Annotated in this window: 10 protein-coding genes and 3 pseudogenes; 4 read left to right on the top strand and 9 right to left on the bottom strand. The window is 71.3% G+C overall.

The annotated features are described in order from the left end of the window. Window positions 1-14: 14 nt before the first annotated feature. The 6 genes and pseudogenes from B1L11_RS55420 to B1L11_RS32895 all read right to left on the bottom strand — a co-directional run. A pseudogene (locus B1L11_RS55420) lies at window positions 15-1,004 on the bottom strand (ABC transporter ATP-binding protein); the annotation flags it as partial. An 11-nt stretch (window positions 1,005-1,015) separates the two neighbouring features. Beyond that, window positions 1,016-1,222: a hypothetical protein gene (locus B1L11_RS55415; protein ID WP_372974754.1), complete on the bottom strand. Its 207-nt coding sequence runs from the start codon at window positions 1,220-1,222 to the stop codon at window positions 1,016-1,018. Between the two features lie 73 nt (window positions 1,223-1,295). Continuing rightward, a pseudogene (locus B1L11_RS55410) lies at window positions 1,296-2,057 on the bottom strand (ABC transporter ATP-binding protein); the annotation flags it as partial. 2 nt (window positions 2,058-2,059) lie between these two features. Then, the gene (locus tag B1L11_RS32905) at window positions 2,060-2,968 is read right to left on the bottom strand and encodes an ABC transporter permease (protein ID WP_079319256.1); all 909 of its coding nucleotides are present in this window, start codon (window positions 2,966-2,968) and stop codon (window positions 2,060-2,062) included. After that, window positions 2,965-3,972 carry an ABC transporter permease gene (locus B1L11_RS32900; RefSeq protein WP_079319255.1) on the bottom strand — a complete coding sequence of 336 codons (1,008 nt, stop codon included), beginning with the start codon at window positions 3,970-3,972 and terminating at the stop codon, window positions 2,965-2,967. The genes B1L11_RS32905 and B1L11_RS32900 overlap by 4 nt, the downstream gene beginning before the upstream one ends. A gap of 3 nt (window positions 3,973-3,975) precedes the next feature. Continuing rightward, a complete protein-coding gene (locus tag B1L11_RS32895; RefSeq protein WP_079319254.1) occupies window positions 3,976-5,790 on the bottom strand; it encodes an ABC transporter substrate-binding protein in 1,815 nt (604 codons plus the stop codon). A 257-nt stretch (window positions 5,791-6,047) separates the two neighbouring features. Here B1L11_RS32895 and B1L11_RS45890 point away from each other — a divergent pair, with 257 nt between their 5' ends. Genes B1L11_RS45890 through B1L11_RS32885 form a run of 3 tightly spaced genes read left to right on the top strand, consistent with a single transcriptional unit; the run spans window position 6,048 to window position 8,841 of the window. Next, window positions 6,048-6,248 (top strand): hypothetical protein, encoded by a 201-nt coding sequence (locus B1L11_RS45890; RefSeq protein ID WP_143737724.1) that lies wholly within the window; start codon window positions 6,048-6,050, stop codon window positions 6,246-6,248. Window positions 6,249-6,250: 2 nt separating this feature from the next. Then, window positions 6,251-7,336, top strand: a complete 1,086-nt coding sequence (locus tag B1L11_RS45885; RefSeq protein ID WP_179155435.1) for a sulfite exporter TauE/SafE family protein — start codon at window positions 6,251-6,253, stop codon at window positions 7,334-7,336. 59 nt (window positions 7,337-7,395) lie between these two features. After that, window positions 7,396-8,841: a tetratricopeptide repeat protein gene (locus B1L11_RS32885; protein WP_079319252.1), complete on the top strand. Its 1,446-nt coding sequence runs from the start codon at window positions 7,396-7,398 to the stop codon at window positions 8,839-8,841. A 16-nt stretch (window positions 8,842-8,857) separates the two neighbouring features. Here B1L11_RS32885 and ald read toward each other — a convergent pair whose 3' ends face one another. Both ald and B1L11_RS32875 read right to left on the bottom strand, forming a co-directional pair. Further along, on the bottom strand, window positions 8,858-9,973 hold the full coding sequence (gene ald / locus B1L11_RS32880) for an alanine dehydrogenase (protein WP_079319251.1): 1,116 nt from the start codon (window positions 9,971-9,973) through the stop codon (window positions 8,858-8,860). A 67-nt stretch (window positions 9,974-10,040) separates the two neighbouring features. Further along, entirely contained in the window at window positions 10,041-11,423 is a 1,383-nt protein-coding gene (locus B1L11_RS32875) for an aspartate aminotransferase family protein (protein ID WP_079319250.1), read from the bottom strand. Between the two features lie 195 nt (window positions 11,424-11,618). On the opposite strand from B1L11_RS32875, the pseudogene B1L11_RS32870 reads away from it, so the two are divergent. Next, window positions 11,619-13,018: pseudogene (locus tag B1L11_RS32870) on the top strand (M20/M25/M40 family metallo-hydrolase). 113 nt (window positions 13,019-13,131) lie between these two features. Here B1L11_RS32870 and B1L11_RS32865 read toward each other — a convergent pair. Continuing rightward, window positions 13,132-14,009: pectate lyase (locus B1L11_RS32865; protein ID WP_218671472.1), on the bottom strand; the 878-nt coding region annotated here is incomplete at its 5' end.

The following is a 14,009-nucleotide window of genomic DNA, read 5'->3' as shown; positions in this document are numbered from 1 at the left end:
TCCGAAACGACTCCTCACCGGCGGCTCACCGGCACGGCGACCACGCTGCGGCGCTCGGGATGGAAGCAGGCGTGCTCCTGCGGCACGTCGCCGTCGCGGCCGAGCGCGGGCCGCTCGCGTTCGCACCGCTCGGTCCTGAACGGACAGCGCGGCGCGAACAGGCAGCCGTCCGGGTGCTCCCCCGACGCCTCCACCGGCACGACCCGCTGCTCGCCCGGCGACTCCAAGCCGTGCAGCACCGGGATGGCCGACAGCAGCGCCTGCGTGTAGGGGTGCACCGGAGCCGAGATGACGCTCTCGACCGGGCCGCGTTCGACCACCTGGCCGCGGTAGATGACGTACAGCTCGCCGTCGGTGCCGATGTAGCGGGCCGTCGCCACGTCGTGGGTGATGAACAGCACGCTCACCCCGAGGCGCTCGCGCAGATCCTTCAGCAGCGCGAGGATGCCCAGGCGCAGCGACACGTCGATCATCGAGACGGCCTCGTCGGCGACCAGGACCTCGGGATCGACGGTGAGCGCGCGGGCGATCACCACGCGCTGGCGCATGCCGCCGGACAACTGGTGCGGATAGCGCGGCAGCACGTAGCCGGGGTCGAGCCCGACCAGGCCCAGCAGTTCCCGCGCCCGCTCGTCGGCCCACGAACGCGGCCGGCCCGTCTGCCTCGCCCGCAGCGCGAGCGGCGCGGCCAGCGCCTGATGGATCGTCCGCGTCGGGTTCAGCGCGGAGTACGGGTCCTGGTGGATGAGTTGCACCCGGCGGAAGTACGGCTGCCGCCTCCGGTGGCTCAACGACGACATCGCCACGCTGTCGATGACGATCTCGCCGGAGTCGCAGGTCTCCAGCCCGGCGATGATCCGGCCGAGCGTGGTCTTGCCGCAGCCCGACTCGCCGATGAACGAGACGGCGCCGCCCTTCGGGATCGCGAAGTCCACGCCGCGCAGCGCCGGGACCTCCCGCGCTCCGAGGACCCCGCCGCGCTGCGTGAACGTCTTCGTGATGCCGGTCCCGCTGATCATGCCTGGTCCTCCCCCGTCGCGGCGGCCACGGCCGGCCTGTCCCCGTCGCCGTCCCGTACGGCGTGGCACGCCGCCGACCGGGAGCCCCGGGTGACGACGGGCGGGCTGCCGGTCTCGCACACGTCCATCCGCAGCGGGCAGCGCTCGCGGAACACGCACCCGTCGGCCGGGATGTCGGCCAGCGTCGGCGGGCGGCCCGGCAGGGCGCGCGCCTCGCCGATGTCGCCGACGAGGCGCGGGATGGCCCCGGAGCAGCCCCCGCGTGTACGGGTGGCGTGGCCCGGCCAGCACCTCGCGGGTCGGGCCCTGCTCGGCCACCCGCCCGCCGTACATGACCGCGAGCCGGTCGGCGACCTCGGCGACCACCCCGAGGTCGTGGGTGATGACGAGCGTGGTGAGCCCGCGTTCGGCGTGGACCTCCCGGACGATGCGCAGGATCGTCGCCTGCGTGATCATGTCGAGGGCGGTCGTGGGCTCGTCCAGCACGACGAGGCGGGCGTTCAGCACCAGGGCCAGCATGATGCCGACCCGCTGGCGCATGCCGCCGGACAGTTCGTGCTGGTAGGAGTCGAGCACCCGGGCGCCGTCCAGGCCCATCCGGCCGAGCAGGTCGCGGGCGTCCGCCAGCAGGCCGCGCGGGTCCTCGACGCCGTGGGAGCGGCCCAGGTCGAGCACCTGTTTGCCGACCGTCTTGAGCGGGTTGAGGGAGTTCTGCGCCGCCTGGAAGACGTACCCGACGTGCCGCCCCCGGGCCCGGCGCAGCCCCTCGCCGCCGAGCGCCACGACGTCGCCGAGGCCGTCGATCTCGACGCTGCCCGCGGCGATCCTGCCGGGCGGTTGGACGGCGTTGAGCAGCGACAGCGCGAGCGTGGACTTGCCGGAGCCCGACTCGCCGACGACGCCGGTGATCGTGCCGGGCGCGAGATCGAGGTCGACGCCGGACACCGCCGGCAGCTCGCCCGCCGGGGTGCGGTAGACCACGGTCAGCCCGCGGATCCGCACGCCGGGAGGACCGGGAGGACTCTGCTCGGGAGCCATGCTCACTCCTCCCGCAGCCGGGGGTTGAAGATCTCGTCCATGGCGTCCACGACCAGCACGATGCCGAGCGTGAGCAGCAGGATCGCCAGCAGCGGCGCCAGCAGATACGGCAGCGCGGCCGTCGTGGTCAGCGCGCCGCCGCCGAAGACGGCGAGGTTGAGCATGACGCCCCAGTTGTTCGCCTCGAACGGCAGCACACCCAGGAAGAACAGGCCCACCTGCGCGTAGACCGCGCCGGTCACCGCGATGAGCGCGTTCATCGCGATGTACGGCGCCATGCCGGGCAGCAGCTCCCTGCCGACGATGTGCGTCGTGGACAGGCCGAGCCCACGGGCGGCCTCGATGAAGCCGCGCTCGCGCAGCGACAGCGTCTGGGACCGCACGGCCCGGGCCACGCCGCCCCAGCCGAGCAGCCCGAGCACCAGTCCCATCTCGGCGGCGCCGGTGAACTTCCACACCGTCGACAGCACCAGCAGCAGCGGCAGCCCGGGGATCGTGAGCTTCATGTCGGTGAACCGCATGAGCACGGTGTCCCAGCGGCCCCGCCGGAACCCGGCGAACAGCCCGATGCCCGCGCCGACCACGACCGTGATGACGGCCGTCACGACGGCGGTCAGCAGGACGTACCGGGAGCCGGTGACGACGAGGGCGAGCACGTCCGTGCCCTCGAAGTCGGTGCCGAACGGATGCCGCAGGCTCGGCGGGGCGTAGAGCGCGCTCGTGTCGCGGGGCAGCGGGTCGGGGTAGAGCATCGGCCCGAAGATCCCCATGAAGGCGAACACCGCGAGGATGACCGCCCCGGCCATCCGGCTCGGCTTGCGCCGCATGACCCGCCAGACGCCCCGCCAGAAGTTGCGGCGGACCGCCGCCGTGGCCCCCGCCTCCGCCTCCGGCACGATCGTGGCACTCATGCCCCCTCCCCTCCGCTGCGCACCCGGGGGTCGATGACCGTGTAGAGGAGGTCGGCGGCGATGTTCGCGACGACGACCGCCGTCGTGATGAGCAGGAACGCCCCGCCCATCAGGGAGTAGTCGCGGTTGTTGATGCTGTCGATGAGCATCAGCCCCAGGCCCGGGTAGTTGAAGATGCGCTCGATGAAGATCGCGCCGCCGAAGAGCAGGCCCAGCGAGAGCGCCAGGATCGTGAACAGCGGCAGGATCGCGTTGCGCGCCACGTAGCGGAAGATGATCGAGCGCTTCATCCCGCGCAGCTCGGCGGCCAGGATGAAGTCGTCGCCGAGCACGGTGACCACGCTCGACTTCATCGCGAGGATCCACCCGCCGTAGCCCGCCAGCGCGTACGTGACGACCGGCAGGGTGGCGTGCTGGACCAGCGAGCCGATGTAGTCGGGGGTGAAGCCGGGGTCGATCACGATGTCGGCCGTCCCGCCGGCAGGCAGGACCGGGATCAGTGTGGTGAAGATCGCCCCCAGCAGCAGCGCCAGCACGTACTGCGGGACGCCGTGCAGCAGCGATCCGGAGATCGCGAGGATGTCGCCCAGCACGCCGGTCCGCTTGATCGCCGCGTAGACGCCCATGACGACGCCGACGAGGAAGCTCAGCAGCGTCCCGGCGAGCACCGGGATCACGGTCCACTTGGCGGCGGAGAACAGCACGGTGGACACGTCGGCGCCGGGCACGGACAGCGACTGCCCGAGGTCGAGACGGGCCAGCCCGCCCATGTAGTCGAGGTACTGCTCCCACAGGCCGCCCTTCGGCGTGAAGCCGTACAACACCTCGACCGCGCGCTGGGCGGCGTCGGGCGCCATGCCCTGCTCGACGAGCTTCTGGTAGCGGGCCGCGAGCGGGTCGCCCGGGACGCTCCTGATGATCAGGAAACTGATCGTCGTGACGACCAGGATCATGACGAACCCGCGGGCCACATGGCCCGCGAGCCGCCGGAGGAGAACCGCCATGGACTACTGCTTCTTCTTGATCAGGCCGAGCTGGATCCAGACGCCGGAGGGCTGGCGCAGCAGATCGCTGTCGTCAGGCGGGAAGCCGGTGAAGCGGTTGGTGTTGACGAACTGCGTGTTCACGTAGTCCCAGAGCTGGATGACCGGGAGATCCTGGTTGGCCGCCTTGGCGAGCTTGGCGATGACGGCCTTCTGCTCGTCGCCGCTGACGCTGTTGAGCTGGGCGGTCAGCTCACCGGGGTTGACCGCGCCGACGCCCTCGACGTCGATCGACTCGGGGCCGCCCATCCAGTTGCCGTCCTTGCCGGGCGCCGAGTGCTTGACCTTGCCGCCGAGGATGTTCCAGCCGTTGGACGAGCCGTACAGGCGCTGGAAGATGTTGTACGGCGCGGGGCCGAGCGCGATGAGCCAGAAGCCCAGGTCGTACTTGCCCTCGTTGAGCTCCGACAGGTAGAGCGGGTAGTCGGCGGTGGTCACCACCTCGGCGTCCACGCCAGCCGTGGTGAGCTGGCTGGTGATGGCCTTGGCCGCGGAGACCCAGTCGGAGAACGGCGCCGGGATGTGGATGGTCACCTTCCACGGCTTGCCGTCGGCCAGCGTCCACTTGCCGTCCTTCTTCTGGAGGCCGGCCTCCGTGAACTCCTTGTCCGCCTTGGCCGGGTCCAGCTTGTACGGCTCCAGCGTGTCGAGTTCGCCGCCGAGCCATTCCCTTGCGGCCTTCTGGTGGATGCCCGAGGTGGTCACGGCCGCCGTGCCGCCCTCCGGAGAGGCGATCTGCGTGACCTCCTCACGGTTGATCAGGTAGGCCAGCCCGCGCCGCACGTGCACGTTGTCGTACGGCTTCTTCGACTGGTTGAACGCCAGCGAGACGGCCACCGGGGAGTAGCCCTTGATGACCTGGTTGCCGGGCGTCGCCTTGATGCGCTTCATCACGTCGGCGGGCACCGCGGTGAACGGGGCGTTGTCGAGCTTGCCGGAAGTCAGGTAGTTCCAGATCTGCTCGTTCCCGGTGGTGTTGAGCAGCTTGAGCTGGTCGGGCCCGACGTTGGCGGCGTTGTAGAAGTTCTTGTTCTTCACCAGCAGCGCCTCGCCGGGGTTCATCCGCTTGAGGACGAACGGCCCCGCGGACACGTCCTGGGCCGGGGCGAACGCGAGCACCTTCTCCGACAGCGCCTTGATCTGCCCGCGCGCCGCCTCCGCCTCCGGGCCGTCGCCGCGGGCGGTCTTGAGCGTGTCCCAGAAGTCGCCGGGAACGACGCTCTGCCACACGTGCTTCGGCACCACGAAGGCGTCCATGACCCCGCGCACGAACGTGACGCTGGGGTTCTTCATGTCCTGGGTGATCTTGATGGTCTTGTCGTCGACGACCTCGACGTCCGAGGCCGCGCCGGCCGCGCCGGGATCGACCGCGAAGGCGGTGCTGCCCTGGGTGTAGGCCAGCGCGATGGAGAACTTCACGTCCTCGGCGGTGACGGGCTGCCCGTCGGACCACTTGTTGCCCGGCTGCAGGTGGAGGGTGATCGAGGAGTTGTCCGGCGCGATCTCCCAGCTCGCCGCGATGCCCGGATAGAACTGGTTCGGATCGGTGAGGGTGTTCTTCGCCCAGGCGATCCTCATCGCGTTGTAGCCCCAGAACGCGTTGCCCTTGGGGTTCCACGGATTGATCGGCGCGTTGACGTCGAGCGACGGCTTGTTGATGTCGACCGTGGTGTAGACGCCGCCACCGCCGCCTGTGGAGTTCCCGCTCGTGCCGCCGCCGCTGCATGCCGCGACGGCCGCGAGGCTGAGCAACGCCGCGACCGCTGTCAGACGTTTCATTGACCGCTCCGGGGGGTTGAGCTGATGCGGATCTTGTCCGGACCATATGCGGCGTCCCAAGCTCAGGTCAATAATCTGCAAAACTCGTGAGGGTTCTGCAACTTTCCTTCATCCGAATCGCGGCGAAACCGAGCGCCGTGACCGCCCGCCGGTAGTGGCGGTCTTCTCTCCGCCCGGTCAGCGAACTGTTACTGGTCGCCCCCACACGATCACATTACGTTGCGAGCAAAGGCCCCGCCCGTACGAGGAGGACCGGCGTGAAGTCCATCGCACGATTCTGTGGCAACTGCAGCTGCGGCTGCCCCGAGCTGTTCGTGGACGCCTCCGCCCCGGCAGAGCGTCAGGTCGTCATCACCGACGACTTCGGCCAGAAGGTGGAGATGAGCCTCGACCAGCTCGGCTCGCTCGTGGAGGCGGCGAAGACCGGCGCGCTGGACGACCTCGCGCTCACCGGCTGACCGTGAACCCGGCCGCCCTGTTCGCCGGGGGCCTCGCCGCCGGCCTGGCCGCGGGCACGGCGTCGTGCACCGCGGTCCAGGGCGGCCTCCTCATCGGCCTCGTCTCCCCCCGCGGCAGCCCACCCGGCCCGTCGCGCGGACTTCCGCCGGTGGCCGCGTTCCTGACCGGCAGGCTCGCCGCCCACACCGCCCTCGGGGCGCTGCTCGGGCTCGCGGGCGCGGTCGTCCAGGTCGGCCCGCGCACCCGGGCGGCGCTGCTCGTCGCCGCCGGAACCGCGGTGGTCGTCCTCGCCGTACGGATGCTCCGCCGGCGCCGCGATGCGGGCTGCGCGCCGGCGAGTAGAGGGGCCGCCTCGGTGAGCGGCGACCCGCGCGGATGCTCGTGCCCGGACGGCGGGCACGGACAGGATCGCGCACCATTGGGCAGCGCAGCCCACGGGACCGGTTCCCCGGGCACCGGTGCCCGCTCCCCGACTCTCGTGCGGGCGGCGGCACTGGGCATGGCCACGATCTTCGTACCGTGCGGCGTCACGATCGGCATGGAGGTCGTGGCCGTCGGCGCGGGTTCCGCGCTCGGGGGCGCGGCCGCGCTCGCGGGGCTCGCCCTCGGCACGGCGCCCGCCTTCGCCGCCCTGGGACTGCTGCTGCGTACGCTCGCCTCGACCAGGCTGGCCGCCCTGGCGGGGATCGCGGCCCTGGCCGCCGGGCTGTTCACCGTCGGCTCCGGCATGCGGCTCGGCGGCTGGCTACCGGACTTCTCGCTGCCGCAGTTCGGCTCCCCCGCCGCCGCCGCGGGACGCGCCCTCACCGGAACGGACGGCGTGCAGCGGCTCACGATCTGGGCGACCGCGGAGGGGTTCCGCCCCGGCATCGCCGTCGCCGCCGCCGGTCGGCCCGTCGAGATCGTCTTCAGGACGAAGGACAACCGGGGCTGCACGCGCACGCTCGCGATCGACGACCACGACGTGGTGCTCCCCGTCACGGGCGAGCGCGTGGTGCGGCTCGCGGCCCGCCCGGAGGGGCGGCTGCGTTACGCCTGCGGGATGGGAATGTACGTGGGCTTCGTCAGGTTCGAGCGCGTCCCTTGACACCAACGTCTTACCAATAACCGTCCGTGACGACTCGGTTACGTGTCACCCTGTCTCCCATGACACTAGTGGGAGCGACGGAGGCGACCGCGTGGCCCGGGATACCGGTCCCGCGTACCCCTGAACCCCTGGACCCGGCCGAGGCGAACCTGGTCGACAGGGCCCGCGACGGCGACCGCGACGCGGCGCACCGGCTGGGCCGGCTGTGCGCGGAGCGCGACGACCGACTGGGCGCCCGGCACTGGTGGGAACGGGCGGCGCGGGCGGGCAACGTCGACAGCGCCTTCAACCTGGGGCTGTGGCACCGCACGCACGGGACGACCGAGGAGGCCATCGGCTGGTTCGAGCTGGCGGCGGGCACCGGCGACGCCGACGCGGCGACGAACCTGGCCTCGCTGCTGCTGGAGCGGCGCGGCGACACCGACGGAGCGCGCAGGTGGTTCGAGCGGGCGGCCGAGGACGGCTCCCGCCACGCGGCCCGGCGGCTGGCATTGCTGTGCGAGGACCAGGGCGACGGCATGGGCGCCCGGCGCTGGCACTTCAGGGCGGCCGTGGACGGCGACCTGCGCTCGGCCCACGACCTGGGCTTCCTGGGCTACGCCGCGGGCGACGAGGCGGAGGCGCTGCACTGGTGGGAGTACGCGGCGCGCGGCGGCCACGCGGAGGCCGCCTACCACATGGCCCTGCTCCTGCACGCGGCCCGCGACGAGAAGGGCGCGGAGGCGTTCTACCGGCTCGCCGTCCGCGCCGACCACCCCGGGGCGGCCTTCCGGCTCGGCGACATGGCGCTGTGCCGGGGCGACCTGCCCACGGCGCGTGCCTGCTTCGAACGGGCGGCGAAGACCGGACGGCCGGACGCGCGGCGGATGGCCGGTCTCGTCTGCGCCCGGATGGACGACAAGGCGGCGGCGGCCCACTGGTACGGGCGGGCCGCGGCCGACGACCCCGAGGCCGCCTTCCGCTTCGGGCTGCTGCTCGTCGCGGAGCACAACGACCTGAAGGGCGGACGCCACTGGTTCAGGCGGGCGGCCGAACGCGGGCACCACGGCGCCATGGTCGAACTGCGGACGCTGCTGCCCCTGCTCGGCGCGTCCCCCGAGGCCGAGGGATGCCTGCTCGACCCGGCCCCGCCGTACTGGAGCCGGCCCGCGGAGCCCGGGCAGGCCGCACGCGCGGAACTCGCCGTCGCGGCGGCGCGCAGGCGCGGCGACCCGGCGGCGGAGCCCGAGGACCTGGTCGAGATCCTCGGCACGTGGGATCTGGTCACCGGTGATCTGGCCACAGGCGCCTTAACCCCCGGCGACGTGCCGGACGAGGCCGGCCCCGCGGACACCGTGGGGCGGCTCGCACGGGCGAGCGGGCTGCACCGGGCCGCGATCGAGCACCTCGGCCTGGTGCGCGCGACGTTGCTGCGGCCGGGCACGGCGCCGTGGCCCACTCCGGCCGAGGTCGAGCACGTGCTCGGCACCGCGAGGGACCTGCGCAGACGCCTCGGACTGCGCTGATCCCCCACGTACGCGGTCAGGCGGCGAGGATCTCCGCGACCGGCGTGTACTGCAGGCCGTGCGCCGCCGCGACCGGCTCGTTGGTGAGCACGCCGGCGTGGGTGTTGAGGCCCAGGCCGAGCGCCTCGTCGCCGCGCAGCGCGTCCTTCCAGCCCTTGTCGGCGAGCTTGACGACGTAGGGCAGGGTCGCGTTGGTCAGGGCGTAGGTGGAGGTGTTGGCCACCGAGCCCGGCATGTTCGCCACGCAGTAGAACACCGACTCGTGCACGCGGAACGTCGGCTCGTCGTGCGTGGTCGGGCGGGAGTCCTCGAAGCAGCCGCCCTGGTCGATCGCGATGTCGACGAGCACGGAGCCCGGCTTCATGCGGGAGACCAGCTCGTTGGAGACGAGCGTCGGGGCCTTGGCGCCCGGGATGAGCACGGCGCCGATGACCAGGTCGGCCTCGACCACGGCCCGCTCGATCGCGTACGACGTCGAGACCAGCGTCTTCAGCCGGCCCTGGTAGATGGCGTCGATGAAGCGCAGCCGGTCGATGTTGACGTCGAGGATCGTCACGTCGGCGCCCATGCCGACGGCGATCTGCGCCGCGTTCAGGCCGGAGACGCCGCCGCCGATCACGACGACCTTGGCGGGGGCCACGCCGGGCACCCCGCCGGGGAGCACGCCGCGGCCGCCGTTGAAGCGCATCAGGTTGTACGCGCCTACCTGGGGGGCCAGCCGCCCGGCGACCTCCGACATCGGGGCCAGCAGCGGCAGGCCGTTGCCGACCTGGACGGTCTCGTACGCGATGGCGGTGGTGCCGGCCGCGAGCAGCGCGTCGGTGCACGGGCGGGAGGCGGCGAGGTGAAGGTAGGTGAACAGGATCTGGTTCGCGCGGAGCCGGTGGTACTCCTCCGCGATCGGCTCCTTGACCTTGAGGATCATCTCGGACTCGGCCCACACCTCGTCGGCGCCCTCGACCAGCTTGGCACCGGCCGCGAGGTACTCCTCGTCGGTGATGTGGGAGCCGAGCCCGGCGCCGCGCTGGACGCTGACCTCGTGGCCGTGACGGACGAGCTCGTGGACGCCGGCCGGGGTGGCGGCGACGCGGTATTCGTGGTTCTTGACCTCGGCGGGCACGCCGATCTTCATGAGTTGTGTCCTTTCAAGCGGTCACTCGTCACGGTCGCCCCCTACCCGGCCGCACGAGCTCGATGGTCTACAGGCGGGCCCACGCCTCGGTGAGCACCGAACGGAGGATCGACTCGATCTCGTCGAACTCCTTGGGGCCGCAGATCAGCGGCGGGGCGAGCTGCACGACCGGGTCCCCGCGGTCGTCCGCCCGGCAGTACAGGCCGGCGTCGTACAGCGCCTTCGAGAGGAAGCCGCGCAGCAGGCGCTCCGACTCCTCCTCGTTGAACGTCTGCTTGGTGGACTTGTCCTTGACCAGCTCGATCCCGTAGAAGTAGCCCGAGCCGCGGACGTCGCCGACGATCGGCAGGTCCAGCAGCCGGTCGAGGGTCGCCTTGAACACCGGCTCGTTGGCCGTGACGTGCTCCAGCAGTCCCTCACGCTCGAAGATGTCGAGGTTGGCCAGGGCGACGGCGGCCGACACCGGGTGGCCGCCGAAGGTGTAGCCGTGCGCGAAGGTCTCGGTGCCGTTCTTGAACGGCTCGAACAGCCGCTCCGAGGCGATCATCGCGCCGATGGGCGAGTAACCGCTGGTCAGACCCTTCGCACAGGTGATGATGTCCGGCACGTAGTCGAACTTCTGGCCGCCGAACATCGTGCCCAGCCGGCCGAAGGCGCAGATGACCTCGTCCGACACGAGCAGCACGTCGTGGGCGTCGCAGATCTCGCGCAGGCGCTGGAAGTATCCGGGGGGCGGCGGGAAGCAGCCGCCGGCGTTCTGCACCGGCTCGACGAAGACGGCGGCCACGGTGTCCGGGCCCTCCATCTCGATGGCCTTGCCGACCTGGTCGGCGGCCCAGCGGCCGAACGCTTCGGGGTCCTTCTCCAGGCCGGGGAAGCCGGAGATCTCGTCGGCGCGGTAGAGGTTCGTGTTGGGGGCCTTGATCGCGCCGGGCACCAGCGGCTCGAAGACCTGCTTGAGCGCCGGGATGCCGGTGATCGACAGCGCGCCCTGCGGGGTGCCGTGGTAGGCGATGGACCGGCTGACGACCTTGGTCTTCAGCGGCTTGCCCTTGATCTTGTAGTACTGCTTGGCCAGCTTCCAGGCCGACTCGACGGCCTCGCCGCCGCCGGTGGTGAAGAACACGCGGTTGAGGTCGCCGGGGGTGAGCTCCGCGAGTCGCGCGGCGAGCTCGGCGGCCTTGGGGTGCGCGTACGACCACAGGGGGAAGAACGCGAGCTCCTGTGCCTGCTTGGCGGCGGCCTCGGCCAGCTCGGCGCGGCCGTGGCCCACCTGGACCACGAACAGCCCGGCCAGGCCGTCGAGATACCGCTTGCCGTGGACGTCGTAGACGTAGGCGCCCTCGCCGCGCACGATCATGGGCACCTCCCCTCCCTCATAGGAGGAGTGGCGCGTGAAGTGCATCCAGAGATTGTCCTGTGCGGCCTTGAGTACGTCGGGGCGCGTCATCGCAACCTTCCCTCAGGTGATCCGTCGCTGTTGGACAGTGTGCATGCCACTTCCGCGTTTTGCCAAGTGATTACGTGGCTGCACTGTGAAAGAAGTTCGAATTCCGCGACATCGACATGTAACGGCAACGAAATCCGTCACGGTAGATTGAAGCCGCCCAGACGTGGGAGATGGGTCCGCCGGACCTGTGGTCAAATGGGGTCCACCCAGCCGGGAAGATCCGCGTACATCCGGGAGAACACCGTGACACCAGAGGAGATCGAGCGCGCCGTCGAGGAGGGCATGCCGCAGACGGTCGAGGACCTCAGGCGCCTGGTCGCCATCCCGTCAGTCGCGTTCCCCGGCCACTCCGAGGCCCCGGTCCTGGAGGCTGCGGCGCTCGTGGAGCGGCTGCTGCGCGCCGCCGGCCTCCCGCACGTCCGGCAGATCCCCATCGAGGGCAGCTTTCCCGCCGTGTTCGCCGAGGCGCCCGCTCCCGACGGGGCCCCGACCGTGCTGCTCTACGCGCACTACGACGTGCAGCCCTCCGGCGACCTCGCCCTGTGGCGCACCCCGCCGTTCGAGCCCACGGTCGTCGACGGGATCATGTACGGCCGGGCGCGGCCGACGACAAGAGCGGCGTCATCACCCACGTGGCCGCGCTGCGCGCCTTCGACGGCCGGTTCCCGGTCGGCGTGAAGGTCATCATCGAGGGCCAGGAGGAGTACGCCGGCGAGCGCCTTGAGGCGTTCGTCGAGGCCAACCCCGACCTGCTGCGCGCCGATGCCATGGTCATCGCCGACGTGGGCAACCCCGAGGTGGGCGACCCCGCGATCACCACGTCGCTGCGCGGCATGGCCGCGTTCACCGTGGAGGTCCGCACGCTCGACGAGGCCGTGCACAGCGGCGCGTTCGGCGGCGCCGCCCCCGACGCGCTGGCCGCGCTCATGCGCATGCTGACCGCCCTGCACGACGACCAGGGGAACGTACGGGTGCCCGGCCTCGAACCGGGGACCTTCCCCGGCGCGGCTCTCGGCGAGGAGGAGTTCCGTGCGCTCGCCGGGGTGCTCGACGGCGTGTCCCTGGTCGGGGACGGCTCGCTCGCCGACCGGCTCTGGGCGTCGTACGCGATCACGGTGACCGGGCTGGACGTGCCGACGGTGACCGGCGCGATCAACGCGGTTCAGGCGGTCGCCCGGGCCCGCGTCACGATCCGCATCCCCGCGAGCGGCAATGCCAGGCAGGCGCTCAACGACGTGACGGCCTTCCTGGAGAAGGTCGCGCCGTGGGGGGTCAAGGTCTCCTTCGGCGACTTCGTCAGCGGCTCGGGCTTCCAGATCGAGCCGGGTGGCCCGGCCATGAACGCCGCGGAGCGGGCGCTGGAGCGCGCCTTCGGCCGCGCGCCGCGCCAGGTCGGCCAGGGCGGCTCGATCCCGCTGGTGGCGGCCCTCGCCCGGCAGTTCCCCAAGGCCGAGATCCTGCTGTACGGCGCCGAGGACGACGGCGCCTCGATCCACGCCCCCAACGAGCGGCTGGTGCTGGACGAGCTGAAGCGGATCATCACGACCGAGGCCCTGTTCCTCGCCGACTACGGCGGCTGGCACGGCGCGGCCTGACGCCGATCGTCGCATGCGGGAAGGCCCGGTGGCTGGGGGAACCACCGGGCCTTCCGTCTTTCTCGCACCGCCGTCACACGTGGCCCCGGAGATCTCTGGGCCGGCCGGCGCGCTTACTGGTAGTGGATGTCGGAGGAGCTGTAGATGCAGTTCGTCCCGTCGGGGCCGCTACCGATCTCCGTCGGCTCGCTGCCCTTCGGCACGCCCTTGTACTTCAGGCACACGATCATCTTGTGGTCGGGGTCGTTCTTGATCGTGATGTTCGAGAAGCGCGCGGTGTCGCCCCAGTTGGTGTTGATGCCGGCGAGCGCCTTGCCGGGGTAGGTCGCCACGATGTTCGACATCTGGACGTGCCGCTGGTAGGAGTTCGTGCAGTTGCCGCAGGCGCGGTAGAGCTTCCCGAAGTTGTCCACCTGGAAGTTCTTGATGACCATGGTGCCGGGGCCGTTGTGCTGGAACACCTTGTCGGACGCGCTCTTCGCGCCGCCGCCGTCGATGGTCATGACCTGCGACGACGAGCTGCCCAGCAGGGTGGCGGCGTCCTCGCCGACGTCCTCCCACCAGACGTTCTGCAGGGTGCAGCTGCCCAGGCAGTGGATGCCGTCGGCGCCGGGCGAGCCGATGATGACGTTCTTGAGCGTCGCGCCGTTGGCCAGCTCGAAGATCGGGTCCTGGCTCTCGCTCTGCCCGCCGTCACCCATGGCGCCGCTGGCGTAGTAGCGCTTCAGGCCGCCGTCCAAGGTGCCGGAGACGCTGATCGTGCTGGTGACCGCCTGCGAGCCGTTCGCGCTGGGCCAGCCCGACGGCGGCGTCGGGTTGGTGCTCGGCGTGGGCGACGGGCTCCTCGTCGGCGTGACAGTGGGGGTGGACGACGGCTGGGAACCGGCCGGCTGGAGCGACCACTGCTTCGTTGCCACCGAGTCGCAGGAGTTCTGCTGCACCAGCGCGCCCGAGGACGTGGAGTTGTCCTTGGTGTTCAGGCACTTGTCGC

The sequence above is a fragment of the Microbispora sp. GKU 823 genome (assembly GCF_002027145.1).
Taxonomy (GTDB): Bacteria; Actinomycetota; Actinomycetes; order Streptosporangiales; family Streptosporangiaceae; genus Microbispora; species Microbispora siamensis.
Note: the sequence above shows the minus strand (reverse complement) of the source record. Positions and strands in the feature narration are given on the sequence as shown.